Annotated in this window: 22 protein-coding genes and 1 tRNA gene; 14 read left to right on the top strand and 9 right to left on the bottom strand. The window is 44.2% G+C overall.

All coding sequences use genetic code 11. The annotated features are described in order from the left end of the window. The first annotated feature begins 1 nt into the window (after window position 1). The 4 genes from ACFO4O_RS07470 to ACFO4O_RS07455 all read left to right on the top strand — a co-directional run bounded on the left by ACFO4O_RS07470 (window position 2) and on the right by ACFO4O_RS07455 (window position 6,823). Window positions 2–880: an alpha/beta hydrolase gene (locus ACFO4O_RS07470; protein WP_382407018.1), complete on the top strand. Its 879-nt coding sequence runs from the start codon at window positions 2–4 to the stop codon at window positions 878–880. 30 nt (window positions 881–910) lie between these two features. Further along, the gene (locus tag ACFO4O_RS07465) at window positions 911–1,732 is read left to right on the top strand and encodes a phytanoyl-CoA dioxygenase family protein (RefSeq protein WP_382407016.1); all 822 of its coding nucleotides are present in this window, start codon (window positions 911–913) and stop codon (window positions 1,730–1,732) included. An 819-nt stretch (window positions 1,733–2,551) separates the two neighbouring features. Next, window positions 2,552–3,661, top strand: coding sequence for an efflux RND transporter periplasmic adaptor subunit (locus ACFO4O_RS07460; protein ID WP_382407014.1), 1,110 nt, complete (start codon window positions 2,552–2,554; stop codon window positions 3,659–3,661). A 12-nt stretch (window positions 3,662–3,673) separates the two neighbouring features. Continuing rightward, window positions 3,674–6,823, top strand: a complete 3,150-nt coding sequence (locus ACFO4O_RS07455; RefSeq protein WP_382407012.1) for an efflux RND transporter permease subunit — start codon at window positions 3,674–3,676, stop codon at window positions 6,821–6,823. 358 nt (window positions 6,824–7,181) lie between these two features. Here ACFO4O_RS07455 and ACFO4O_RS07450 read toward each other — a convergent pair. Next, window positions 7,182–7,257: transfer RNA gene (locus ACFO4O_RS07450), tRNA-Arg, on the bottom strand. 194 nt (window positions 7,258–7,451) lie between these two features. On the opposite strand from ACFO4O_RS07450, the gene ACFO4O_RS07445 reads away from it, so the two are divergent. Then, window positions 7,452–8,801, top strand: a complete 1,350-nt coding sequence (locus tag ACFO4O_RS07445; protein ID WP_382407010.1) for a hypothetical protein — start codon at window positions 7,452–7,454, stop codon at window positions 8,799–8,801. 298 nt (window positions 8,802–9,099) lie between these two features. Continuing rightward, window positions 9,100–10,938, top strand: coding sequence for a choice-of-anchor I family protein (locus tag ACFO4O_RS07440; protein WP_382407008.1), 1,839 nt, complete (start codon window positions 9,100–9,102; stop codon window positions 10,936–10,938). Between the two features lie 135 nt (window positions 10,939–11,073). Here the strand turns inward: ACFO4O_RS07440 and ACFO4O_RS07435 are convergent, their stop codons facing one another. The 3 genes from ACFO4O_RS07435 to ACFO4O_RS07425 all read right to left on the bottom strand — a co-directional run bounded on the left by ACFO4O_RS07435 (window position 11,074) and on the right by ACFO4O_RS07425 (window position 13,479). After that, window positions 11,074–11,703 (bottom strand): TetR/AcrR family transcriptional regulator, encoded by a 630-nt coding sequence (locus ACFO4O_RS07435; protein WP_382407006.1) that lies wholly within the window; start codon window positions 11,701–11,703, stop codon window positions 11,074–11,076. A 95-nt stretch (window positions 11,704–11,798) separates the two neighbouring features. Continuing rightward, on the bottom strand, window positions 11,799–13,187 hold the full coding sequence (locus tag ACFO4O_RS07430) for an AMP-binding protein (RefSeq protein ID WP_382407004.1): 1,389 nt from the start codon (window positions 13,185–13,187) through the stop codon (window positions 11,799–11,801). A gap of 28 nt (window positions 13,188–13,215) precedes the next feature. Beyond that, complete coding sequence (locus tag ACFO4O_RS07425; RefSeq protein ID WP_382407002.1) at window positions 13,216–13,479, bottom strand: phosphopantetheine-binding protein; 264 nt, start codon at window positions 13,477–13,479, stop codon at window positions 13,216–13,218. A 111-nt stretch (window positions 13,480–13,590) separates the two neighbouring features. Here ACFO4O_RS07425 and ACFO4O_RS07420 point away from each other — a divergent pair, with 111 nt between their 5' ends. The 6 genes from ACFO4O_RS07420 to ACFO4O_RS07395 all read left to right on the top strand — a co-directional run bounded on the left by ACFO4O_RS07420 (window position 13,591) and on the right by ACFO4O_RS07395 (window position 18,313). Continuing rightward, window positions 13,591–14,679, top strand: a complete 1,089-nt coding sequence (locus ACFO4O_RS07420) for a chorismate transformation FkbO/Hyg5 family protein (protein ID WP_382407000.1) — start codon at window positions 13,591–13,593, stop codon at window positions 14,677–14,679. A 183-nt stretch (window positions 14,680–14,862) separates the two neighbouring features. Next, complete coding sequence (locus ACFO4O_RS07415) at window positions 14,863–15,150, top strand: acyl carrier protein (protein WP_382406998.1); 288 nt, start codon at window positions 14,863–14,865, stop codon at window positions 15,148–15,150. Window positions 15,151–15,153: 3 nt separating this feature from the next. Then, window positions 15,154–15,579, top strand: coding sequence for an acyl-CoA thioesterase (locus ACFO4O_RS07410; protein WP_382406996.1), 426 nt, complete (start codon window positions 15,154–15,156; stop codon window positions 15,577–15,579). Continuing rightward, window positions 15,572–16,267, top strand: a complete 696-nt coding sequence (locus tag ACFO4O_RS07405) for an outer membrane lipoprotein carrier protein LolA (RefSeq protein WP_382406994.1) — start codon at window positions 15,572–15,574, stop codon at window positions 16,265–16,267. Before ACFO4O_RS07410 ends, ACFO4O_RS07405 begins: the two co-directional genes overlap by 8 nt. Window positions 16,268–16,317: 50 nt before the next feature. Next, on the top strand, window positions 16,318–17,043 hold the full coding sequence (locus tag ACFO4O_RS07400; RefSeq protein ID WP_382406992.1) for a 4'-phosphopantetheinyl transferase family protein: 726 nt from the start codon (window positions 16,318–16,320) through the stop codon (window positions 17,041–17,043). A 328-nt stretch (window positions 17,044–17,371) separates the two neighbouring features. Continuing rightward, a complete protein-coding gene (locus tag ACFO4O_RS07395) occupies window positions 17,372–18,313 on the top strand; it encodes an alpha/beta hydrolase (protein WP_382406991.1) in 942 nt (313 codons plus the stop codon). 70 nt (window positions 18,314–18,383) lie between these two features. On the opposite strand, the gene ACFO4O_RS07390 is transcribed toward ACFO4O_RS07395, so the two are convergent. From ACFO4O_RS07390 to ACFO4O_RS07370, 5 genes are all read right to left on the bottom strand, one after another. Further along, complete coding sequence (locus ACFO4O_RS07390) at window positions 18,384–19,292, bottom strand: hypothetical protein (protein WP_382406989.1); 909 nt, start codon at window positions 19,290–19,292, stop codon at window positions 18,384–18,386. 225 nt (window positions 19,293–19,517) lie between these two features. Next, complete coding sequence (locus ACFO4O_RS07385; RefSeq protein ID WP_382406987.1) at window positions 19,518–20,171, bottom strand: hypothetical protein; 654 nt, start codon at window positions 20,169–20,171, stop codon at window positions 19,518–19,520. Beyond that, entirely contained in the window at window positions 20,168–20,617 is a 450-nt protein-coding gene (locus ACFO4O_RS07380; protein ID WP_382406985.1) for a hypothetical protein, read from the bottom strand. The genes ACFO4O_RS07385 and ACFO4O_RS07380 overlap by 4 nt, the downstream gene beginning before the upstream one ends. A gap of 752 nt (window positions 20,618–21,369) precedes the next feature. After that, entirely contained in the window at window positions 21,370–21,693 is a 324-nt protein-coding gene (locus ACFO4O_RS07375; protein ID WP_382406983.1) for a hypothetical protein, read from the bottom strand. Window positions 21,694–21,793: 100 nt separating this feature from the next. Next, complete coding sequence (locus ACFO4O_RS07370; protein WP_382408267.1) at window positions 21,794–21,934, bottom strand: HAD hydrolase-like protein; 141 nt, start codon at window positions 21,932–21,934, stop codon at window positions 21,794–21,796. 151 nt (window positions 21,935–22,085) lie between these two features. Here ACFO4O_RS07370 and ACFO4O_RS07365 point away from each other — a divergent pair, with 151 nt between their 5' ends. Together ACFO4O_RS07365 and ACFO4O_RS07360 are read left to right on the top strand one after the other, a co-directional pair. Beyond that, window positions 22,086–23,645 (top strand): tryptophan halogenase family protein, encoded by a 1,560-nt coding sequence (locus ACFO4O_RS07365; protein WP_382406981.1) that lies wholly within the window; start codon window positions 22,086–22,088, stop codon window positions 23,643–23,645. Further along, window positions 23,642–25,240 carry a tryptophan 7-halogenase gene (locus ACFO4O_RS07360; protein ID WP_382406979.1) on the top strand — a complete coding sequence of 533 codons (1,599 nt, stop codon included), beginning with the start codon at window positions 23,642–23,644 and terminating at the stop codon, window positions 25,238–25,240. The genes ACFO4O_RS07365 and ACFO4O_RS07360 overlap by 4 nt, the downstream gene beginning before the upstream one ends. The last annotated feature ends 411 nt before the right edge of the window (window positions 25,241–25,651 follow it).

The following is a 25,651-nucleotide window of genomic DNA, read 5'->3' as shown; positions in this document are numbered from 1 at the left end:
CATGAGTATTTCAAGGGTTGAAGTATCTAATCCGCAATTTGCACCGAACAAGCTAATGTTGCTTACCATTAGCTCAACAAATCTGCATACGCAGAGTGGTAATGTGCAGCAAAAATCCGCTGAGCCGCCGCGCGTTCGTCGACAGGATGTTTGTATATACAACGCCTACAGTGAGCAAAAAAACCTCCCTGTGGTGTTGCTGCTGCATGGCGTGTACGGCAATCATTGGGCGTGGATGTTTTCAGGGGGAGCGCATCTTGTTCTCGATAAGCTGCGCGAACAAGGCTTAAGTGAGTTTGTGTTAGTGATGCCCTCAGACGGCGGCATTTGGGATGGATCAGCCTACTTACCTTTGCGTAAGGGAGGTAATTTTGAGCGATGGATTGTGGATGATGTTATCAGCGCCGTGACACAACACGTTGACTCAGTGAGCGAGAGCAGCAATGTTTATATAGCTGGACTTTCAATGGGCGGCTATGGCGCCTTGCGACTTGGCAGCAAATATCCCGATTTGTTCAGCGGAATATCTGCTCACTCAGCGGTGACCGAATTGGCAGATTTATCACAATTTACTCAAACCGACTTGCGAGCTTATGCCACCGCAGATGACAATGAACCCAGCGTTTTATATTGGATGAAGCAACACAAAAATAGCCTGCCGCCCATTCGCTTTGACTGCGGTAAAGACGACGTACTCTTTGAAGCAAATAAAGCCCTAACCAGTCAAATGAATAAGCTTGGAATTGCACATCGCTTTGAGGCATTTGAGGGCGGGCATGAATGGGACTACTGGCATCAACATCTCGATAAGAGCCTAAAATTTTTTGATGAAATTGAACGCAATAAAGCGGCAGCCCCGAAACAATCAGGCAAAAAGTAAGCAATCAAGCCCTAACAGGAGCGCATAACAATGGAATATATCGATACACCTATGAACGTGTCTGCTAAAGACATTGAAAATTATAAGCGCAATGGGCACGTTAGGCTTAATGGCGTGTGCGACGGCGCTCACATTTCTGCTTTTAGAGAGCAAGTAACGCGCAGTGTTAGCACCCGCAAAGAATCGATAAGTGCAGTGCCTATGGAAGAGCGTGACACATACGGTAAAGCCTTTTTACAAATCATGAATTTGTGGGTAGAAAATCCTGAGCTTGCAAAATGGGTGTTAAGTAAACGCTTTGCCAGTGTTGCCGCGCAGTTGATGGGCGTTGAGCGCGTGCGTATTTATCATGACCAAGCCTTGTTTAAAGAGCCAAAAGGCGGCATTACGCCGTGGCATCAAGACCAACATTACTGGCCGCTGGATACCGACAAATGCATTACCATGTGGATGCCGCTAATGGATATTACCGCGGCAATGGGCACGCTTAACTTTGCCAGTGGAACATCGCAAGTAGGCTATTTAGGGGATATGCCAATTTCAGATGATTCAGAGAGCTACTTAAGCAAGATGTGCGAAGAAAAGGGCTTTGAAATTGTTAACTATGGCGACATGAACGCAGGCGATGCCACCTTTCACTCCGGCTGGTGTTTACATGGCGCACCGGGCAATCATACAAATACCTTAAGAGAGGTAATGACAATTATTTGGTATGAAGACAATGCCCGCATTATTGAGCGTCCAGACCCGCAAAACCGCTGGAATAAGTCGCGCGAAAATGATCTTGCGACTTGGCTTCCCGGCTGCAAGCCCGGAGATTTAGCCGCGAGTAAGCTGAATCCTGTGATTTAGGTGTGTTGGTTTTTACCTTTTTTTTGGCGGCTTGGATTGGCTGAACGTTTTGGCGCGTGCATCTGTTACGCGCTCTTTATGATAGGTAGAAAAAGCTATGTCAGTAAGCTGACGAAAAGCCAAGCTTTCAAATTTGAGTACTCTATACGAAAAGCACGCCAAGTCAGTGATTAAAAATAGGCAGTTGTTCAAAATTAGTTATAGCTTCTATTCAGACCTTAAAACAAATAGTTTTGTCCAAATTTTCAATAATCAAACTGTCTAAATCACTTATTACAATTTCCCTAGTAAACCTATCTTCATAGATTATTCTTGTTAACCTTACCTGCTTTTCAAAACGACCCAATTTGGCAATAGTCTCATATGAGATATTGGATAGCACTCTTACTGATTTTTCTATGTCATATTCTTGAAGTGCATTTTTGTCACTGTATATCAAGAAACTAGGCACCGTGCCTAAGTAACCAAGAATCGTAACTTTTTTACCGATTTGCTGTTTAGCTATATGGATAAACGTTTCAACATTACTTATTTCTGCAACTTTGTCACTTCGTGAGCATGCGCAAAGTAAAAGTAATAGTGCTGTAAGACACACTTGATTTAGTTTCGAAAAACACATAATTCCCGCGGTATTAGTGCACTTTGGCTCATACAGTTTGACATGTACTTGAGAATTGAAGTACTTTAAAAACCTACCCACATGCAGGCATGCAACAGAATTTCAGTTAACCCAACACAATATAATAAATCAACAACGAATCTTTTTTTAAACTGAAACTGTTGGTAGGTTTGTAATTTCAACAACCATGGACATCATTAATGTTTACACTTACGCGTAATTTTGCACTGTTTACGGCTGTATTTTTATTGGCTAGCTGCTCTCAAAACGAAGCTCAAAACGCCAATCAACAGCAAGCACCTGAGGTTGACGTCGCCCTTCCCCTCTCTGCAACTGTCACATCTTGGGATGAATATTCGGGACGATTTGAGGCAATTAATGAGGTCGAAATAAGAGCAAGAGTGAGTGGTTATGTCGAGTCTGTGAATTTTGTTGATGGCCAGCAGGTAAACCAAGGGGACGTGCTTTTTGTAATCGACCAACGCCCTTTTCAAATCGCGTTAAAAAGTGCTGAAGCCACCTACGATTTAGCAAAAAAAGAATTAGACCGTGGCTTAGAGCTTCGGCAAAGAAACTCCATATCGCAAGAAGAAGTTGACCGTCGTAAAAACGAATTAGACCAAGCAGAAGCTGCCCTTGCTGCCGCTCGCCTCGACATGGAGTTTACCGAGGTAAAAACGCCCATAACAGGCTTAGTGAGCCGTGACTATGTGAATGAGGGCAATTTAATTTCAGCAGCGAATGCTACCTTGCTTACTACGGTGGTTACTATCGACCCTATTCATTTTTACTTTGAGGCGGGTGAGTCTGACTTTTTACAATACGCGCGGGCATCACAAACAGGCGCTAGAGAAAGCTCTCGCACTGCGCCAAACCCTGTAAGAGTGAAACTGCAAGATGAAGATGATTTTATTCATGAAGGCGTCATGGACTTCGTCGACAACCGCTTAGACAGAAGTACCGGCACGATTCAAGGCAGAGCGATACTTGAAAATGACAATGGACTGTTAATACCCGGTATTTTTGGTCGAATTCAATTGCTATCTCGAGAGAAAGACGAGGTCATGCTGCTCCCTGACGCTGCATTAAATAGTGACCAAAATCGCCGTTTTGTTTACATCGCCGACGAAAATGACACTATCACCCGTAAATATGTTGAATTAGGAAAATTACACACGCCTGAATTACGCATTATTAAAGCTGGCTTAAACGGTGACGAAAGAGTTGTGGTAAATGGTTTGATGAGAGTAAGAGATGGTGCGAAAGTTGCGGCCAATGAAATCAATCTATCAGCTCAGTATTCGCTGTAGCCGGAGGCGAATATGTCAATTTCACAATATTTTATTAGTCGGCCCAAATTTGCCACTGTATTAGCCATTATCGTCATGATTGTTGGTGGTTTATCTTATTTCTCATTGCCGGTAGAACAATTTCCACAAGTGGCACCGCCAACCATTCAGGTCGTAGCCACTTATCCAGGCGCTAACGCCGACATTGCTTCTAAAACCGTTGCCACGCCAATAGAGCAAGAGATCAACGGCGTTGAAAATATGCTTTATATTTCTTCACAATCTACCGCTGATGGAAGGGTCACTATTACTGTTACCTTTGCACTGGGCACAGATTTAGATACCGCACAGGTGCAGGTTCAAAACCGCGTTGCCATTGCTGAGCCGCGACTCCCTGAAACCGTGCGTCGACTGGGTGTGACCACGCTGAAAAATTCCCCTGATCTGATGATGGTTGTGAATATGTATTCGCCCGACGAAACCTATGATCAGACCTACATTGCCAATTATGCAACCCTACAAATTCAAGACCAGCTTTCTAGAATTGACGGTGTGGGTGATATTTTAATCTTTGGTGCAAGTCAATATTCTATGCGAATTTGGTTGGACCCCGATTTGATTGCCTCGGTTGGCCTTACTGCCGGTGAAGTAGTGTCATCATTGCGAACGCAAAATATTCAGGTGGCCAGTGGCACACTAAATCAAGCGCCTGTAGCAGCCGGCCAGACTGCCTTTGAATTAGCCGTGCAAACTCAAGGACGACTGGAAGAGCCCGAGCAATTTGAAAACATCATTATCAAAAACGAAAACGGCAGAATTGTTCGATTAAGAGATGTAGCACGCGTAGAATTAGGTGCTGAGGCCTATACTACTCGAGGCTATTTGGGCAAAGACAAAGCCATCGCTATGCCTATTTTTCAGCGCCCTGGCTCCAATGCGCTTGAAACCGCCGATGCCGTTAAACAAGTTATGGAAACGGTGTCTAAAGATTTCCCGCCAGGCTTAGTCTACGATATTGTGTATAATCCAACTGAATTTATTGAAGCCTCCGTCGCGGCGGTTGAAATGACCATTTACGAGGCCGTCGCACTAGTGGTACTGGTGATCGTGCTGTTTTTACAAAATTGGCGCGCTGCGCTTATTCCGATTTTGGCCATACCCATTTCTTTAGTCGGCACCTTTGCGGTAATGAGCGCCATGGGCTTTTCAATTAATAATCTAACGCTCTTTGGCCTTGTGCTTGCCATTGGTATTGTGGTGGATGACGCGATTGTGGTGGTTGAAAACATGGAGCGTTTGATGTCTGAAAAAGGACTCAAACCTTTGGAAGCTGCCCGACAAACCATGGATGAGGTAGGCGGAGCCTTAGTTGCAATGGGACTGGTACTGGTTGCCGTGTTTTTGCCCACCGCCTTTGTTGGCGGCATTTCAGGCACCTTCTATACGCAATTTGCTATCACTATAGCCACCGCAACTTTAATATCGGTTACAGTTTCGCTAATTTTAAGCCCCGCGCTGTCTGCGATTTTCTTCAAACCTCACGAAGAAAAAGAAAAGAAAGGCTTCATCAATGCTTTTTTTAATGGTTTTAACCGCATTATGGATAAAACCTCTGCTGGCTACGGCAAACTGGTGTGTAAATTAGTGCGTTGGGGGCCTATCGCCGTTGTGGTTTACATCGGTTTGATGGTGCTTACCGCATATCAATTTAATCGTGTTCCACAAGGTTTTATTCCTGCACAAGACCAAGGTTATGTCATCATTGGCGCCCAACTGCCCTCCGGTGCATCCTTAGCAAGAACTGACGCTGTTGTTAACGAAATAGTAGATAAGGTATTGGGCATCGATGGTATTGCAAATGTCGTCGCATTTACTGGTTTTTCTGGCGCCACCTTCACGAATGCATCTAATTCAGCGGCTATGTTTCCGACACTTGAACCTTTCGATATTCGCCGAAGCAAGGGCATCATCTTTGATCAATTGGTGGCGAATATTCGCGCTGAAATGTCATCCATTAAAGAAGCCTTTGTCGTTGTGATCCCACCACCCGCCGTGCGCGGTATCGGCAACGGTGGCGGTTTCAAAATGATGTTGCAGGACACCCGCGGTAGGGGCTTAGATGTGCTTGAAGGCGCTATGTGGCAACTCGCCGGAGCGGCTAATCAAGAGCCGGCAACAACAGCAGTATTTAGTTTTTTTGAAACTAATACTCCTCAGCTCTTCGCTGATATCGACAGAGCGCGAGCCGAAAGATTAGGTGTGCCTGTGTCAGAAGTATTTAACGCCCTAGAAGTGTACCTTGGCAGTGCATTTGTGAATGACTTTAATTATTTAGGCCGTACATTTAGAGTAACGGCTCAAGCTGACGCACCCTATCGGATGTCGCCAGATGATATTAGCCAGATACGAGTTAGAAACAACCAAGGTGACATGGTTCCGCTGAGCTCCATTGCTACCTTTGACTATCAAGCTGGTCCATCGAGAGTACCCCGCTATAACCTATACCCTGCGGCTGATTTGCAGGGTGACGCTTCACCTGGTTTTAGCACAGGCGAAGCCCTCTCGACCATGGAACGACTCGCGGATCAAATTTTGCCAGACGGCATCAGCTACGAATGGACAGAATTAGCCTATCAGCAAAAACAAGCTGGCAACACAGGTATGTTTGCCTTCGCCTTTGCGGTTTTATTCGTGTATTTATTATTAGTGGCTTTATATGAGAGCTGGACAACGCCGCTTGCTGTCGTGTTAATCGTACCCATGTGCTTGCTCAGCGCCATTGTGGGAGTGAGCCTGATGGGCATGGACAATAACATTCTCACTCAAGTGGGATTGATTGTATTGGTTGGCCTTGCCAGTAAAAACGCTATCTTAATTGTGGAATTTGCCAGACAAAAAGAAATGGAGGGGGAATCGCTTTACAAAGCCGCGTCTGATGCAGCAAGCATGCGCTTACGGCCTATATTGATGACATCTTTTGCCTTTATTTTAGGCGTGATTCCATTAGTTGTTGCCACCGGAGCGGGCGCAGAAATGCGACAGGCACTCGGCGTCACAGTATTCAGCGGTATGTTGGGCGTGACCTTTTTTGGTTTGATTTTTACACCCATTTTTTATGTACTGTGCCGCAGAATGTCGATGTTTTTTAAAGGTGAAAGGTTTGAGGAAACACAGTCTTGCTAAGGCTGATATACCGACATCATAGGTGTTTGACGTAGATTCCAAAAACTAACTTCCATACTAGATTATCGAAAAGACTTTACAGTAAGACATTTCGTTTAGCATAGTGGCTGAAAGATGACTTTAAGTTAGTTAAAGATTTCAACAAAATTCAATTAAAGATGTAGTGAAGTGGTTAAGTGGACAAAGCCTGTCTATAGTAAAGGTTATATACAAAATTAACCAAGAAACTGAACGACTGATTTTGTTTTTTGTCCTTTTGGGTACACATGACTCACTATTTTATTAAAAACGAACGGTCACAAGCGAAAGATACACTCAAAATTTGCCACAAAATCCCAAGTCAAAATCGCCCAAAAAATGGCCACCCCTAGTGGACTTGAACCACTATCAAAGACTTAGGAGGTCCTCGTTTTATCCAGTTAAACTAAGGGGTGGAATGACTGGTATTCTTCATCAAATCTACTGTAAAAACAAGTTTTTGCATTCAAAAACAGTCCTTTAATATTTGCTATTAAGCCTCATTAGTGCTTTGCGTGTGCAATAGCAGTTGAATCACTAAAATCCCTCGTTTATCCTCACTCAATCATTACATTCTGTTTATAAATTATAATCACAAAAAGGCATTCTTTTGAAAAAATTCATTGCTCTCGCGCTAACGCTAAGCGCATTAATCGCTTGTTCAGATGCTAATGTAAATAAACCTACAAAAGTAGAGGAGCCAGTGCCTCAAAAAGCGCAAGCTGTTCGCAGTATTGACGACATAGCCACTGACTATGTCAAGCTGGTATTAAGTGTTGGGCAATTTGATGCTGATGTCGTTGATGCTTATTACGGGCCAGGCTCTCTTAAGCCAGCGCCTGTGCAAGAAGGCGCGCACTTTCCATTCCAAGCATTTAACAAACAGGCAGAAGACTTAATGCAAGCCGTGTCTGAAATTGATGTAAACACTCTATCGCAAGAGCAACAGGCAAGATTGGCCATGTTTCAAAAACAGGTGCGCGCGGTTCATACCAAAATAAATATGCTCGGCGGTGAAACCTATAGCTTTGATGAAGAAGCACAGCTGCTTTACGATGCGTTGCCGCCAAACAACGACTTATCGTATTTTGATGCCTTGCTAAACGAGCTTGACGCCTTGCTTCCGGGGGAGGGCGAACTATCTGAACGCTACAATGCCTTTAATAGCCAATTTATTATTCCAAAGGATAAAATTGATGTGGTTTTTCGCGCCGCCATAGAGGAAGCGAGACAAAGAACAAGTGAACATATCACTTTACCAGAGAATGAGAGTTTTGTGCTTGAGTACGTCACCGACAAAGCGTGGTCGGGATACAATTACTACCAAGGTAATGCGCAAAGCTTAATCCAAATTAATATAGACCTGCCGATTTATATCAGTCGTGCAGTAGATCTCGCCGCACATGAAGGCTACCCGGGACATCACGTCTTTAACGTATTGCTTGAACAAAACTTGGTTAACAAAAAAGAGTGGATAGAATTTTCGGTTTACCAGCTATTTTCACCGCAATCTCTTATTGCAGAGGGTAGTGCAAATTACGGAATAGACGTGGCTTTTCCTGGAGAATCGCGTCTTGCCTTTGAAAAAGAAGTTTTATTTCCACTCGCCGGTTTAGACACTTCGAAAGCGGAGCTTTATTACAAGGTAGCAGATATTTACAGCAAGTTATCTTACGTTGGGAATGAAGCTGCTCGTCAGTACTTAAATGGCGAAATCAATGCTGATGCGGCGGCAGATATTCTACAAAAATATATGCTCAACTCACCTGAAAGGGCCGCTCAACGAGTGCGGTTTTTCGACAAATATAGAAGCTACGTGATTAACTACAACTTAGGGAGAGACTTGGTTGAAAGCTACGTCATTCGTCAAGGCGGCACTGAAAACAATACGCAAAAGCGCTGGACCATATTCGAGGAATTACTTAGCAATCCAAAAACGGCGAGTATGATTTCTGAGTGAGTATTGACTCAGTACTTGCACAAGTACTCACATTAGCTCTCACATAAATACTCACTTAAGCGCTCATACAAGCCTTTGTAAATAAAACAAGTCAGCGTCGCATCAGCCTGCGAGGCTTTTTTTTCTGGTGTGATTTATCTCGCTCTTACAAAAACTCTCACGAACCTCATTTTAACCATTTCATAAATCCGTAAAAAAGATGTCACCGATAGGTCACATTTGATTCACTAAACTGACATTTTTCTCATTCACTCTTTGTGTCACTAATTTATGTTTTTTACGTTAAGGAAAAATAAAAATGACACAAGGTAAGCTTAAAGCTCTCAGTACAATAGCCGTGCTTTGTTTTGCACTTTCAGGCTGTGTTTTAGACGGTGACGACGGTGAGGCTGGCGCAACCGGTCCTGCTGGCGTAGCAGGTGCGAACGGTGCAGATGGTCAAGACGGCACAAACGGAAGCGATGGCGCTAATGCGCCTATCAGCCTGAATGCAACACTTATCGGCAGAGCGGTATTAAACCCTGCTGACCCTGAAGGAGCGGCCGAGATTGTTGCCTATCAGGCAAGTAAAGCTTGGGTATATGCAGTGAATAGTTCAACTGACCCCGTCGTAGTGGAAATACTTGATATAAATAACGTTGACGGCGCCGCCCTTACGCCCGATGCCCAAGGCATTTTTACCAATACTAATTTGGACCCTGCCATTACGCTGGATGTTAACGCGTCGAGCGGTCTAACGGGTGAAGCCAACAGCATAGCGTTCGATAACAATAACGACGTGCTTGCGGTGGCGGTTGCCGCTGAAGATACCGGTGTGCGAGGGCATATCGCCTTTTATGATGTATCAGGCGCACAACCGGTGTTTTTGAAAAACGTAGAAGTTGGTTTTTTGCCAGACAGCGTAGTTTTTACGCACGACGGCAACAAAGCGATAGTGGCAAACGAGGGTGAGCCATCGGGAGACTACAGCGTTGATCCAATCGGCAGTATTTCTATCATCGAATTAACAGGCGGTGTGCCCGCAGATAATCACATTGAAATCACGTTCGAGTCAGTCAATCAGGCCGCACTAGAGGCGCAGGGCGCTATTTTCGCTAATCCCGACGGTCGTACTATTAACGGTAATCTTTACGAGGCATCTGTTGCAAAAGACCTTGAGCCTGAATATGTTGGCGTGAGTGAAGACGACGCTTTTGCGTTTGTATCTATTCAAGAGGCTAATGCGTTGGCGATTGTTGATTTATCAGATAACACGCTATCTGGCGTTATCGGGCTAGGATTTAAAGAGTGGGCCATGTTGAACCTAGACGCCTCAGATAGAGATGGTGGCGTTAACTTCAAGCAGTATCCTGGCCTCTACGGCATGTACCAAGCTGACACGGTAGATAGTTATGCTTGGAATGGCGCTAACTTTATTGTTACCGCCAACGAAGGTGACGGCAGAGAGTACTTTTTTGACGCAGCCGATGAAGCAGCTTGTCTTGCCGCAGGTGGACTGGAATTTGATGAAGACGACGGATGTTTGGCGTTCATCGATGAAATTCGGGTAGAAGACCTAACGCTCGGCAGTAATTTCGACTATCTCAACAACGATGATAATGACATTGGTCGATTATTGGTTACCACGTTTAAAGGCGCGACAGATGGATCTGTTGACGGCAGCGGTATTTTTGATGAGCTATACACTTATGGCGCCCGTTCATTCACAATTTGGGATGCGAACGGACTCGTAGTGTTCGATTCGGGGGATGACATGGAGCGTATAACGGCGTCAATTTACGGCCCATTGTTTAACAATAACAATGATGAAAATGAAGGTGATACTCGCTCAGATGCGAAAGGCCCAGAGCCTGAAGCGTTAACGCTAGGTAAAATCGATAATCGACAATATGCCTTTGTTGGCCTTGAGCGCATGGGCGGTGTCATGGTTTACGATATTACCAACCCTTACAACGTGCAGTTTATTAGTTACTTCAACAATCGTGGCGTGGAGGAAGGCGCGGATATAACGGGCGATTTGGCACCTGAGGGCATGACCTTTATTGATGCTGCTTCCAGCCCAAGCGGTGAACCGCTTCTGGTCATCGGCAATGAAGTGTCAGGCAGCGTATCTATTTGGTCTCTTTCAGTTGAATAGATAAGCTGTTCAATCGTTAAGCTGTTCACTAGTTAAGCTGTTCAATAGTTAGGAAAACTACCCCTAGCCGGCACTGCTGATGCGGTGCCGCGTAAGGCCATTTAACGCGCAAACGTGCGATGTGACTCACACAATTTATGATTGGTAATAGTGCTCATACAAACACAGCGTTTTTTTAACCACCGATTTCACATAAGCCTCTTGCTGCTCGTCACTCAGTCTGAAATCTAAGTTCATTAAACTACGCGTGTGTAAATCACCCTTCAAAAAGGTATAAAAATCAATAGCTAAAGCGCGAGCGGTATGTTCATTTAGGCTGCCTTTAGACATCGTGCATAAAACCTCAGTTAAGGCATTTACGCTCGCCCTCGGGCCTGCTTCATAAAATAATTCGGCCACCCTTGGCGCATTGCTCGCCTCTGCAATCACAATGGAATAGGTAGCAATTACCACTTCGTCATGCAGCAAGGCAAGAAACTTATTCGCAATGAGGGTAAGGGCGGTTTCTAGAGACGATTCGTTGTTCGGGAGTTCTTCGGTAGTGATGAGGTATTCTTTGCACTTATTTGATATCACCGCTGAAAACAGCGCATCTTTACTTTGATAGTGCGAATAAATGGTTTGTTTAGACACCCCAGAGTGCTTTGCCACCTCTTCCATTGAGGTTTGTTTTACTCCATTTGCCAAAAAGAGCACTTGCGCCGAATGCAATATAGCCTCGCGTTTCTCTTTGCTTTTTGGACGGCCTGCTTTGGGTGCTTGCATATTTCTTTATTTAATTAATAGACTACTCGGTTTAGTAATATGAGTTTATGCTATCTGAGTAAATAGGTCAAAGCTTGGGAATGTTGCGCGCCAGTCTATTTTGAGCGAAGCGTTGCCAACATATCGTCTACACGGCGTTTAAGCAGTTTGCCATTGCTTTCTCTGGGAAGTGCGTCCACTACATAGATAGGGCGGGGCACAAATGCGCTGTCTAAATTAGTTTGTAGATATTGCCTAAGCATGGTTTTATCAATACCTTGTTTTAATGCCACTAGCGCACATAAACGTGTGTTGTCTTTATTTGAATCGGGCATAACTATTACGCCGTCTTGTAAGCCGTCAAAGCATAAAAGTACCTTGTTTATCTCTAACAAAGAGCCCCGCTTGCCGGCGATTTTAATCAAATCTGTTGCTCGGCCAGAGAGCGTAAAATGTGTATCGCCATGCATTTTTATCCCATCTTGAAGCGTCACGTCTCCTGGAATATGCTCGGCGCTAGCAATTGTGCTAACGCCTTTTTGAGTAAATTCAATACCGTCAAACTTATTCCAATTTTCTTGTTTAACCGTTCGTCTAACTGCCATCGAGCCTACTTCGCTGCATCCGTACACTTCTAGCAGAGGCGCTGAAAATTGCGTCTCTACTTGCTGAGCAAGTTTCGTGGTGAGAGGTGATGTGGCGCATAGCAATGAAAACAAACTTAGAGGCTCGGCGGTATGGGTGTTGTTGTCGCTGCTCGCGAGCGCTCTTAAATGCACAGGCGTAGAGGCCAATAAGCGAGGTGCTGGCAAGTCGCGCAATACCTGCATAATATCTTGAGGGAACAGCGGCTTAGCATCACTCACACATACATTTTGAAAAAGCGGCATTAAAATCGATGTCTCAAGGCCCCACATGTGCTGCGCCGGCATGGTCGCTAAGGTGTAAACCGTTTCGCTTGTTGGGGGGATCATGTATCGATAGTTAATATTTGTGCTGCGATGAAGCGTATGCCAATACTTGTTGTTGGGGCTTGAACTGCCTGTAGAGCCAGACGTAAAGCTGATGCAGGCGAGGTGGTCGTTATCAATTTCAGGTATAGATAAAGCGCCATTTTTGGCTTTATCTAGCGCATGCTTAAACGAAACAGCACGCAAATCAATGCTCGGCATCGATTCATCGATAGTGGCCCCGTCGTGAATAATGTATATGCCCGGATAGTCTTGGCTTAGCTGATGCTGCGTCGACACATTTTTATTAGGTGGCAATAAATTGGTGTGCCCGCGCGTGATTGCTGCGCAAAAGCCGACCATGAATAGATAGCGATTCTCACATAAATTTATTGCATACGAACCTCGTGCTAACAGCGCTGCGAGCGCTTGCACATCCATTAAAAAACGCTCGGTATTGACGACGCCGGCTGCCAATCCAAAATTAGCAATGGGCTTTGATAAATAAGCGATTGGTGCGTCAGGTTCGCGCGCGACTAGCGCAAATGTATTCATGATTTACTACTTAAGACTGAGCGTTGTGTTACTTATTACTTTCAACAAAAGCGGTGAGCGAAGCGAGGTTTTTAAAAGCTTCTCGAGTGGCTTCATCTTCGGCTTTCATTTGCACGCCGTATTCTTGGGAAATGGCCAGCGAGATTTCGAGGGCGTCGATGGAGTCGAGTCCAAGTCCGTCGCCGAATAAGTCTTCGTTCGGGTCAATTTCATTGGGCTCCATATCTTCTAGGTTAAGTGCCTCTACTAACAGGGTTGCCATTTTCAGTTCGGCGGGTGAGTGAGTAGTCATTGTGAGTCATCCCTTGGGCTGTGTTTTCTTTATTTTCTAGGGTCACTAGTTTAAACTAAGGGGAAATTAAACACTAATTTTATGCGCCGATATGCTGGTAAAATCGCCGGTATGTTAAAAACACGCGGTAAAAGCGTTAATCTTTTTTTGTTGAACATCCACAGTCGTAATCCTGCCTATATTATGTTGACCCAACGTTATTCATCTGTGCCTTGTGCTGAGCTATTGAGCCAAGACAGCACCTTAGTTGTTATGCCTCTGTCTGGGCGCTGCGAGCGCACTGAGCCTGGTCTGATTTATACCGGTATTGATAGCTGCCCCAAGCACAGCGAGCCACCAGAGAACAGCGAGTCACCAGAGCACAGCGAGCCACCAGAGCACAGCCCGCCATTAAACGAGCTATGGCAAGTTGAAGGACCTGTTGTACGAGGTCGGTCTGAGCATTGCGATTGGTCAAAAAACGCCGATGTGATGTGCGTTGCCCGTTGGTTAGATGAAAGTGAATGCGACGATATTGAAGCCTCGACGCGCCGGGCGTATTTGTCGATAATGTCGGTACTCAAGGCACATGGCTTTGCGCATCTATTTCGGTGTTGGAACTACCTGCCTAGCATTAATGAAGGGGAGGGTGATGAGGAAGTGTACAAACGCTTTTGCGCGGGGCGTTTAGCGGCGTTTGAGGCCTTGGGCATTGCGCCGAGTCAATTTCCGGCGGCGTCTGCTTTAGGGCATCATGGACGCGGTGCGGTCATCTATGTGTTTGCCAGCCACAGTGCGCCGCAGCATTTTAAGAATATTAAGCAGGTAAATGCTTATGAATATCCGCGTCAGTACGGCATTGGCAGTCCGTCGTTTGCTCGGGCCACGGCGCTGTCGTTAGCGTCTATGGGAGGTGGTGAGTCCTCGACGCACTTGTTTATCTCAGGCACCGCCAGTATTGTGGGGCATGAGACGGTATCGGTGGGCGATGTGCAGGGGCAGTTGCACGTCACAGGAGACAATATTGCACATTTATTAGCGCACGCCAACCCAGATAATAAACGCTTGTCGGCCTTGAAGGTGTATGTGCGTCATCAGGCGCATGTGAGCGAAGTAGAGCAATGGCTGAACAAACAATACGCGGGTGTCGATAGGGTAATCACCTTGGCCGACGTTTGTCGCAGCGACTTACTGGTAGAAATAGAATGCGTGTGTCAGTAGGGGCTAGAATGCTAATAAGAAATTGTGACATCGCTTGGCCAATACCCGCAGCCAATAACACCAATTTATCAACAAGCATTAGACAGCAGATTACGGTCAGGTAAAATAAGCGGCAAAGCGAATATCTTTAACATTAGTACTTTTACACAAACTTTTACACAAACAATGCAGTGAACCTTATTTATGAATGCACAAAAAGAACAAATACTTGCTCAAATAAAAGAAATCTTGGTAGATATTTTTGAGCTCGACGAAGAGGCTATCGTTCCAGAGGCGAAGCTCTACGAAGACCTAGATATTGACAGTATTGACGCGGTCGACTTGCTCATAGACCTCAAGAAAAAAATTGATGTGGATATTTCTGCTGAGCAGTTTAATCAGGTAAGAACGATTCAAGACGTGGTTGACGCATTCGCTGAGCTATCGAGCGATGCAGAACAGCCAGTCGATAGTCAGTTGAACGAGAAGTAGGCGATGAAGCCAGTCGCATTAGAGTTCGAAATTCCTTTTTTTGATGTCGACTCATATCGAATCGTTTGGCACGGTAACTATCCAAAGTATATTGAGATGGCGCGCTGCGCGCTGCTAGAAGAGGCGGGCTGTCCGTACGCTGTTATGGAAGAAAATGGCTTCTTTTTTCCCATTGTTGATATCCAAGTTAAATACGTAAAGCCCCTAGTATTTAACCAAAAGGTAAAAATAGAAGCGTGGTTTGTTGAGTTTGAGCATCGCCTCAAAATTAACTACGTCATTAGAGACCTTGCGAGCAATGCTATACATACCAAAGCACATACCACGCAGTTTGCTATTTCAATGCCCGATCACATTACCCAATATGAGTCGCCTCAGTTTTTAAAAGATATTGTGGGTAAGTACCTCAACGAGTACACAGATGATTAAGAGCACTGGTTTTGTTTTGTCAGTTTTATTGTTCTTAGTCAGCGGTATAACGCACGCAAACGATAGCGCGCAAATAAACGAACAGGCTATGTTGGCAGAGGTATTTCCGAGTAGCTGTGACTTTTCTGGTGATTTTACGCAAACTAAGCACATAGACGGCCTTCCTATGCCGATTAAATCGACGGGAGATTTTTTCTTCTCCTGCGGCTTAGGATTAATTTGGAACGCAAACACGCCGTTTTCTGAAGTCTTGTTATTTGCCAACGCGACCACGAACTTTCGGATTGATGAAAGCGGTGAAATTGAGGCGCTATCGGGCAAAGTACGCTACGGTATGTCGAAGATATTTTTGCGCTTACTCAAAGGTGACGTTGAATATTTTGCAGATGAGTTTTCTGTTAACTTGCTTGAAAACGGCGCGGTGACGCAATTGATACCTGAAAGCGAGTTTATGCGCCAAGGTATCAACAATATCCTAATTAAAAAAACACAAAGCCCGCAGCAACCACTCATGCTGAACATTGATATTCAAGACGCTACTGGGCAAGTGACGAGCGTTGTTATTGATAATATCAATGAGTATTCAGTAAGCGGCAAAAAGCAGGCCTTTGAGCAATGTAAGCAAGTATACCCATCACCCGCTCAGTGGTGCAGAATGTTGCGCTCTCCGTGGCGATTTGAGAAATAGCCATTAACTTACAAAACACTCTCAAATCACCGTCTGACGTTCACCTTTGGTTGATTGACTCGCAAAGCGTTATCTCACATCGTTTGGTCGATGAATATAAGAGCGTGTTGTCTGAGGCAGAGAATGCGCGAATGTTGTCGTTCAAATCCACTCAGCGTCAACAACAATATTTAATAGCTCGCGCATCTCTTCGGTTCATACTCTCCTCTTATTTGCCCAGCATCAGCCCTCAAGCGGTGAACCTCAACATCAATCGTTTTGGAAAACCATTACTTGGCGATAATGACAATAAGCTTCATTTTAATGTGTCTCATAGCCAAGATAAAATTCTGATAGGTATTGCATCTGACCGCCGTATTGGTGTGGATATTGAGCATATCAATGCTAAAAGAAACGTCGAACGTATTGCAGAGCATTATTTCCATCCCAGAGAGTGGCATTGCGATGCTTTACCATCAGTCGATTCTGTCTGCTACTTTTATAAACTTTGGACATTGAAAGAAGCGTTCGTAAAAGCTGAGGGGAAAGGGAGAGTAGTGATAGACTCAAGCATATATTTTGATTTAACTTACACCGACAAGCCTCGTTTATGCCACAGCGACAGTCAAAAGGTAATCAGCCAGTGGGCCTTTGCTCACAAAATGCTCTTGCAAGACTATTCTCTCTCAGTTGCTAAAGAAGTCGCAAGTGAGGATGATGCCATTGAAATATCCCTTACAGAGGTAGTTCCTCAGCATTTTACCTCTCACGAAAAGTCTTGGTCGCTTAAGATATAAATCTAGGTGTGACACAGATTCACTCTTCTTACGATTTTATAGCTTAATCTTTTTCATTCGCTTGGCGTAAACATTAGCATTGAAATAAGCCTAAATTTGACTATGTTTAGTTGAAAGTAGTGTTTTGGCAAATCGCATAAGTTACATGGGGGCTGCGTTTGAAAACATCGAAATCATGGATGATTTCGACGAGCGCCCATGGATGGGTTTACAGCGCTTTTCAAACGCAGTCCCTCCTTGTGAGTTACTATAGCGCAGGTGTCTAACAATTCTTCATCAAAACATGGCGTTGAACTTTAAATTCATGCAAAGAATAGTGAGGCATTGATTGAGAACAATTAACCAACGAACTTTCTTTTTAGGTTTAGCCTTGTTTTTATTTGTGCTGGTAAGTTCAGGGTGTGCCTCCCATACCTATGTTGAGCGCAGTACTTATGAACAAATATACAGCCCTGCGATGGGTCGCGAAATGGCTTATTCTGTGTATACGCCGGAAAATTGGACACCTTCTGAGTCACTTCCGCTCATGGTTTTACTGCACGGTGCGCGTGATGATCATAAGAGCTTTGATAAATTTGGAGTTGGCTTAACGCTCGATAAAGCGATTGCCGAAGGGCGAGCGCCGCGCATGATTGTCGTCTCCCCAAACGGTGAATTAGGTTTTTGGGAAAACTGGCACGATGGCTCTCGGCTTTACCGAGACTGGGTTGTAAAAGACCTAATGCCGCATGTAAGCAAGCAATATTCAAGTTTACCATGCCCTGAGTTTTGCTATATATCGGGCATATCTATGGGCGGTCATGGTGCTATGCGTTTTGCATACTACGAGCCGAATACATTTAGCAGTGTTGCCGCAATAAGCGCGCCTATCATATCAAAATTGCATCCTGGTGAACCAAGTCTAGGAAAAACAATTCTTAAATGGTTAATACCCACTGATAGAATATGGGGCGACATCGACGCCGATGCAAGCAACGTGCCTAAAGACCTAGACCCTTACATAAGCTGGGTAGAGCGCCAAGATATGTATATGCAACCCTTGCTGTTAGTATGGGGAACAGAGGATCATAAGGATATTGTGCAAGCCAATAGTCATTTCCAAGCGCACTTAGCTGCTCATAATAAGCCGCATAGCTGGTTTACTTATGAGGGGAAACATAAGTGGATATATTGGCGCGAAATCATGCCGCGAGTAATGCGATTTCATGCGCGTCAATACACGGACGAAAGCAAACCAACACCTATCATTAAGGTCCCTGCGCAAAAATAAGCATCAAGATTGTTTATCGTTGGGCAGAAAGCACCGCAGAAAAAACCGTAAAAAACACCGCAGTGGCCCGCTACTTCTCTTTTTTACCTTGCATAGCGCTTGCTGGCGTTTGTGCTTTGTCTGACCAATTATTCAAGCGCACGTCGTCCAAGCTAAGCCCTCTATTAATATCCAAACCGGTATACCACCACTCATGGGCGTCGATTCTAATGGGGCCTAATACTCGTTCAAAAAAATGGCTTGGGAGGGTAAATCCATCAACGCTTGCGTAGTTTAAAAAGGTGGTATCCACATGGGCGCCTTTTGTTGATTCAAATCCCTCTAAAGTGATGTGTACCCGAAACGTTAGCATGGTGTTTTTATCAACCCAGAGCGTCACAAAATCACTCTCAGATAATCCTATTCCGGGTGATAGCTTACCGTTTATTCGATAGTAAGATGCGCCGTCTTCTTTCCCATCTTTTAATCGTCGCCACTCAACATCTCGATTTGACAGCGCAAGCGGCCCTAAAGAAAACAGGTAAAATGCATCGGCGGTAAGTGCTGTGGCTGTTTTAATGCGTTCATCGCCGCTCGTTTGCCCGTTGTAGGCAAGATCAATACTATTCGCAGTGCGTAAAACCTGCTTGGTACCAGCTTCGCCTTGGTATATGACGGCGTAGGTTTGCGGATTTAGCAGTAAACGCTCTTCGGATTGCTGTCTGAACTGCGTGTCGGTGACTTCAGGCTGTATTTTTGTAATTAAATAATACCAGTGCCCGTCGATAGCAACATTAACGTCGTGAAGCTCGTCGATATTAGCGCCGCCATGCGCCAAAAATGTATCTTCAAAAATTTGCGCTCCACTTACGCTGTTTGCCTCAAGGCTAATAGGCGCTTCTAATTGAGGTGAGGTTTTGGCGCACCCAGCAAGCAAAAACGTATACAGCAAAATAAGTAGATAAAAACGCGTCGTTTTAATAGTGCGTAAAAATAGCATGTCCAAATAGGTCCTTGAGGGCGGGAAATAGAGCATGAAATTGGTACACGATGCAGATTGATTTGGATTAGACGAACATGTTTAAGGGGCGTAGTGTCTTGAGAATTATTAAGCTAGTTACTTGTCCAGCTAATTATATGTGCTCGAATGAGGCATTGATTACTAAGAACCCTATAAACTCGCCATCGACGTGTTCATTAGGGCTCTTAGATACAAGCTTAAGATTTATTGAAGGGCAGCTTTTACGTTAGCGTCATTAAACAAATAAGATATTTTTGTTGCTAAGGCTAAACTCGCGCTTCTAGCATTTGCTGATTGGCTCATAGACGCCCCACCGATAGGCTCTTTCCCCTGCTGTAACGACTGCGCTAAGACCTCACCGTTTCTATCATAAACGCTCAATTCAAGGTCGTAATGCAGGGTAATTTTAGCGTAGATATCGGTTTTCCATTCTCGTACATCGATATAAACGCCTCGACTTGCACCGCTTGCTTTAAGGGCAGCGAGAAACTCGTCAGACGAAGAAAACGATGTATTTAATGCTGTTGAGAAGTCTGACTTTTGAAGCATCTTTCCCACAATACCGGCTAGGTCGTCAGTAAATCCGCGCTGAGACCCAGTGGTTACATCAAATGGATTGCCAAAACCGCCGCGCTGCAGGCCAACAAACTTTGCTGGTTTGTCTCCATTAAGCACATAGGGTCGAGAGTCTTGAGCGCCTACGCCTACTAGCGTATTGCTACTAGCTTTAATCGGCAAACCAACATCTTCGGCAACGTAATTGTATTTATTGCCCGCCGCACAGCCTCCGGTTAATAAAATAACCGACAGGAGCGTAAGGTGAAAAAAGCGTTTAGATATCAATGAAATCATGTTCATTTAAATATCTCGCCAACGACTTCTGAGACCATTTCTTCTTTTGATTTACGTACCAAAGACGTTCGGTGCGAATGTCCCGAGGCCATAATAAAGTTTGTATCAGGATTTTTTACCTGAATATTTAGCTCAAGCATATACATGGTAATATCCCACATCCACTTATCTTGATATGTGACTAAAGCGTCAAAATCACCGTCGGCTGGAAATTTAGGTCCATATGTTGCCTGATATCCAAGTTTGTTTAATTCTGTAGCAATAAGAATTTCAATCCCACGTTCATCAGCGGGAAGTTTTTCAACATACATCGTTTTCAATGCTGTTAAATCTACATTGTTTGCTTTTTGTGCCTCAAGTGACTTCGATGCACAACCTGTCATTAAGCTAAAAATACCAATGATAAGGGTGATATGTAGAATGTTTTTGATTTTTTGATAGATGGTTTTCAAGCAATACTCCGTGTAATTTTGCAAGTGGAGACGGCAGAACGGCCGTCCTAGGTATGCTAGCAAGAATGTACCGATTTACAATACAAATATTATGGTCACTATCATTATTAGAGCTATTTGCATGCTAGCGTTGAAACAGCAATTTTGAGTACTGTGCCAGTGTGTCGGTCCTGTGCAAGAGCTTGATAGATTTTTAGACATCTAATTCAAATTAAACGTCTGGATTGTTGGCATCGCGGAAGCTCTCGAATTTGCACATTTTTGTTGAATGCCTAACTTTTTTGAGTTTTAAAAAATTTGGTTAAACGCTACGATAAAGACGATGAATCCGAGCAAGCAATCAGTCATTTCTCTTATTTTAAACTGACCTTTCCAAGCGTAAGTTACAAATACCACAAAGTTTTGTAAGGTGCGTGCATACACAAATTCATTATTGTTTGCCATTACAGTTTACTGAACCGTTTGCATGCATTTCGCAAAAGTATTTTTTGTCGTTACATGACAACTCCCAGTCACGGCTTGTGAGGGAGTTGCGCCTATGGACAATCGACACATCCTCTTTTGGGCATTCGATTTGAGAGTGTGACAGTTTTATTATTTTATCATTCGAGGGCATGTTAAGCGCGCAACCAGAAAAACTTATACACAAAAATGCAATACAAAATAGTCTCATTTGATTATCCTTTTTTTAAGAACCTAACACCTAACCATGTATGTGTTCCAGCGACCGAAGAGAGTGCGTTCAGTTTTTGTTAAGTGCCCTCATACCAATACACTTTTTTGCCGAATACAGTTAAATATTGAATGAGCTCTACATTCTTACCAACAGGGCAAGGTTGTTGGCATGCCACTGTCACAATGTTTCCGCTTGACAATAAAGCTTTTGCCCTATCCTGGACCCCAATGCTTCTGCCACCATAAATTTTTTGATGCGTTGATAAAATTTCTCCGTAGAGTCTGACCTGTTCAAACCCTCTAAAAGAAAATACAGCTATTAACAGAAAGAATAGTCCACTAAATATCAATACGTTTCTAGTGATAGGATTTCTATTAAAATAATCAACTAAACTACCCATGACACCTAAAACGCTCCATTGACGAGTTATTAGATTATGGCGTGGCGGTTTAGAATGCAAGGGGCATGACATAAGTTGATATTCTCTGTTGAATCGCTTGTTACGTGCATAGCTCAATTAAACCTTGTATCTGCTTACACCTTCCGGTACGCGTCTTATGGTCTTTACCATTGAACCAGATTGTGTGAAGTCCAGCCTCAATTGCAGGAGCAATATCGTTTTTGAAATTATCTCCAATCATTAGCTCAGATACGTTGTGTAAAAGCTTTTTTACCCTGTGATATTTACTTCCCATATTCACATCTTTTGTCTACTGGGTTACTTTATGATCATGTTTTCCAAGCAAAGCCCATAACATTGCCGCTTTGCATGCTGTGTTAAAGAGGGCTGTTGTGACTAGCCAAGCTATTGAAAAGGTTGTAATCGTAGGAGGCGGCAGCGCAGGTTGGATGACGGCAGCAGCCTTGTCTCATTTTCTCAATCTGGACAAAACCCGCCTAACGCTGATTGAATCTGACGATATCGGCACCGTGGGCGTGGGTGAGGCGACTCTGCCGCATCTCAGGTTTTTTAATCAAAAGCTAGGAATTGATGAGCGCGAATTTATGCGCGAAACGCAGTCTACTTTCAAGCTGGGCATTGAATTTGTAAATTGGGGAAGCGGCAACGACCGCTACATGCACGCATTCGGTGAATACGGCAGTGCACAGCAAGATATGCCATTTCATCACAGTTGGTTAAAAGCCTATCAAAATAATGAAGCCGAGGCTTTAAGCGAGTATTCTCTGGCGGTAAATGCAGCAAAAGCCAACAAGTTTCAATTTCCCAGCGCCGACCCAAACTCAGTACTTTCTAAATATTCTTACGCTTATCATGTTGATGCGACTTTGTACGCACGATTTTTACGCAGGCGCAGTGAGCAAGCAGGCACAACACGCATAGAGGGAAAGATTGCAAAAGTTTCGCAAAATAAACACTCTGGATTTATAGAAACTGTGACTCTACAAGACGGCAGCGTTATTAGTGGCGACCTGTTTATTGATTGCTCGGGCTTTAAAGGTTTACTTATTGAGCAAACACTCAAGTCGGGCTTTGAAGACTGGTCTCACTGGTTACCATGTAATAGCGCACAGGCGGTGCCATGCGAACGAGTCGAACCGCTTATTCCATATTCACGTGCGACAGCGCAAGAGGCAGGATGGCAGTGGCGTATCCCATTGCAGCATCGAACCGGCAATGGATATGTGTATAGCAGTGACTTTGTAGACGACGAACGGGCCACCGAGACGCTAATCAGTACGCTCGATGCCCCGGCCACACGCGACCCCATTCAGCTTCGCTTTACCACCGGAAGACGCAAACAGTTTTGGAACAAGAACTGCGTGGCGATTGGTTTGTCGTGCGGATTTTTAGAACCGCTCGAATCAACCAGTATTTTTCTTATTCAAGAGGCAATCACGCAGCTTATCGAATTATTTCCAGATAAACAGTTTGACTCAACACTTAGCGACGAATTTAATCGTCTGATGAATGTAGAATTTGAACACATTCGTGATTTCTTAATCGCCCATTATCATGTGACTGAGCGCACTGATACAGAGTTTTGGAACTATGTTAGAACCATGCCAATACCTGATTCGCTTAGTCATAAATTAGCGATGTACAAACGCCAAGGACATATTATTAAGTATGCCTCAGGCGAATTCTTAGATCCGAGCTGGCTTGCTGTATTGTCGGGTCAAGGAATGACACCTGACTTTTATCACCCCTCAGCAGCGCGCGCGAGCAAGCAAACCCTTGAGCAGATATTGCAAAAGCAAACGCAAGCTGTAAAAGAGGGCACTTCTCGTATGCAAAATAACGCAGAAACTTTGGAAGCGTATTTAAGGCAAAACAGTGATGTACAAAATGCCTCTAGTGCTTCTGCTAGCTTGTACGGTGAACAAAGGTGACGCACTATTTGCAAGATATTGCAGTATTAGGCAACACACCAAGCGCTTGGATTGCGGCCATTTTTTTAAAACAGCGCTTAGCCTCAAGCGTGACTGTAGTATGTCCTCCACTAGATATGGCACAATTATCGCCATCAAAAGCAGAAACCTTAAGCCCGCAAATCATTAGTGAGCTTAAAAAAGTAGGCTTGCAAGAGCAGCATTGGATAGGTCCGGCGGGAGCGAACTTTTGTTTAGGGCAACGCTTGTGCAATTCTTCGCAAGCTTTAGACGCTATTGCGCCCTTTGCTCAAAAGGGTGTGAGTTTAAATGGCATTGCATTTCATCATTATGCAGTAAAAGCGGCTTTGCCCAATGTAGAGGCCTACTCACTTGCGAGTCAAATGGCTCGTCTTAACAAATTTGTCCACCCGGTTGGCGATCACAACTCAATATTATCGAGCTTTGATTATGGCATTACGATAGATACCACAAAGTTCATTCGCTTGATGGTTGCTTATGCAAAGCACGTTGGTATTAATGTAAAGCAGGTGCCAAACCTGTCATGCATTTCTCTCACCGTAAGCAAAGCAATTGTATCTAACATCCAACTGAGCGATGGTTCAAAGCTTGCCGCGCAGTTTGTCATTGACGCCACACAAGACCTTCAGTTTTTTCGCTCACTAAGTACGAATGCATGCACGAATATAAGTACTAATGTAAGCACGCCAAGCGATAATACAATTGAGCAACATACATATTCAAGCTCATGTTCGGTTGATTCTGCACTTGGCAATACAAGCGCTAATGACCTAGACGCTTGCGCGAATAAACCGCAGTTTGATAGACGCCTCATTGCCAATGTACCTGATGATGCTGCGCTTGATGCAGTTATGAACCTAGAATATATGTCGGGTGCTATGCTAGCCTCCCATCGATTGCGCGGCGCTGCTTACTTCTGTCTTTATTTTTCAAGTGAAAGCATGAACGACAATGATGCTTTAAATGTATTGCGCCAGGTGCTGCCAAAAAGCGCCAGCGACTTTATGCCTCAAGATATTCGGTTTAGTCCATACAATGCCCAATGCCTAAACAAGCCATGGCAAGGAAATATTATGGCGCTTGGGCCAGATACTGGACTACCTGCGCCGTCCTACTTCGGTGATTTGGCTATGGACATTCTCAATATAACGCGGTTTATTAACCTTGCCCCCACGAGTGAAGATATGGCGATTAATGCCCGTGAATATAATCGAGTATTTGGTGAGTGTTCGCTTCGCTGCGAGGAATATGAGTCGACTCTGCAAGAAGTGTTAGAAGGGAAGGAATGCAACGAAAAGACCGAGGCAAAACCTTCTTCGCTTATCCACAAACAAACGCTTTTTCGAAACAGCGGGCGTCTTGCTAACTATGACAATGACCCATTACCCGAGTACGCTTGGATGAATTTACTCATGGCCGGCAAATTTAAACCAACAAAAGCGCATTCACTTCTCGATTCAGCAAGCATCCACGCAAGCTTAAAACAAATTGAGCACATCGCTGCATTGATAAGCGATACCGTCAGCAAACTGCCGAATATCGAAGCTTACCGCCGGCACATTAAGTTAGACTAAGGGTCCGTTCCATCGTCATTCCGAATCCCATTGCCAAAAAGGCTACGTCGCATAGAGCAAGCTGTTGACCATAAATTCAGTCAGGGCTCGTCTGTTCAAATACAAGTAAGATGCCCAAGCGAAGAGAAATCCAGCACACAATGACATAAGAGAAGCTTTAAGAGTTGCGACAGCATATGTAACATAAAATTAACAAATGCGCGGTTGATAGCACCATTTTGTGTGCAAACAGCGGCGTATTACAAACTTTAAGCACGCTTAACCTGTTGCATATACTTTCCGCTATCTCTTTTATAGTTTCTCGTTTCTCCATTGTCTTAATTATTTCTAAATATATGCGCCTTCATTCGACAAGACCTTCGATTTTACTCGTCTATTTTCGAATTATGTCCTTAATACAGAAAATTCATG

Origin of the sequence: Glaciecola siphonariae (assembly GCF_042652645.1) — a bacterium.
GTDB lineage: Bacteria > Pseudomonadota > Gammaproteobacteria > Enterobacterales > Alteromonadaceae > Glaciecola > Glaciecola siphonariae.
This window is presented reverse-complemented; position numbering and strand designations above follow the sequence as displayed.

Coding starts and splice junctions, on each gene's coding strand:
- ACFO4O_RS07425 (WP_382407002.1), bottom strand. CDS start 13,479: ATGACTACTCACTCACCCGCCGAACTGAAAATGGCAACCCTGTTAGTA.
- ACFO4O_RS07435 (WP_382407006.1), bottom strand. CDS start 11,703: ATGCAAGCACCCAAAGCAGGCCGTCCAAAAAGCAAAGAGAAACGCGAG.
- ACFO4O_RS07460 (WP_382407014.1), top strand. CDS start 2,552: ATGTTTACACTTACGCGTAATTTTGCACTGTTTACGGCTGTATTTTTA.
- ACFO4O_RS07470 (WP_382407018.1), top strand. CDS start 2: ATGAGTATTTCAAGGGTTGAAGTATCTAATCCGCAATTTGCACCGAAC.
- ACFO4O_RS07375 (WP_382406983.1), bottom strand. CDS start 21,693: ATGGGTAGTTTAGTTGATTATTTTAATAGAAATCCTATCACTAGAAAC.
- ACFO4O_RS07405 (WP_382406994.1), top strand. CDS start 15,572: ATGATTAAGAGCACTGGTTTTGTTTTGTCAGTTTTATTGTTCTTAGTC.
- ACFO4O_RS07430 (WP_382407004.1), bottom strand. CDS start 13,187: ATGAATACATTTGCGCTAGTCGCGCGCGAACCTGACGCACCAATCGCT.
- ACFO4O_RS07465 (WP_382407016.1), top strand. CDS start 911: ATGGAATATATCGATACACCTATGAACGTGTCTGCTAAAGACATTGAA.
- ACFO4O_RS07370 (WP_382408267.1), bottom strand. CDS start 21,934: ATGATTGGAGATAATTTCAAAAACGATATTGCTCCTGCAATTGAGGCT.
- ACFO4O_RS07390 (WP_382406989.1), bottom strand. CDS start 19,292: ATGCTATTTTTACGCACTATTAAAACGACGCGTTTTTATCTACTTATT.
- ACFO4O_RS07455 (WP_382407012.1), top strand. CDS start 3,674: ATGTCAATTTCACAATATTTTATTAGTCGGCCCAAATTTGCCACTGTA.
- ACFO4O_RS07440 (WP_382407008.1), top strand. CDS start 9,100: ATGACACAAGGTAAGCTTAAAGCTCTCAGTACAATAGCCGTGCTTTGT.
- ACFO4O_RS07410 (WP_382406996.1), top strand. CDS start 15,154: ATGAAGCCAGTCGCATTAGAGTTCGAAATTCCTTTTTTTGATGTCGAC.
- ACFO4O_RS07415 (WP_382406998.1), top strand. CDS start 14,863: ATGAATGCACAAAAAGAACAAATACTTGCTCAAATAAAAGAAATCTTG.
- ACFO4O_RS07385 (WP_382406987.1), bottom strand. CDS start 20,171: ATGAACATGATTTCATTGATATCTAAACGCTTTTTTCACCTTACGCTC.
- ACFO4O_RS07420 (WP_382407000.1), top strand. CDS start 13,591: ATGTTAAAAACACGCGGTAAAAGCGTTAATCTTTTTTTGTTGAACATC.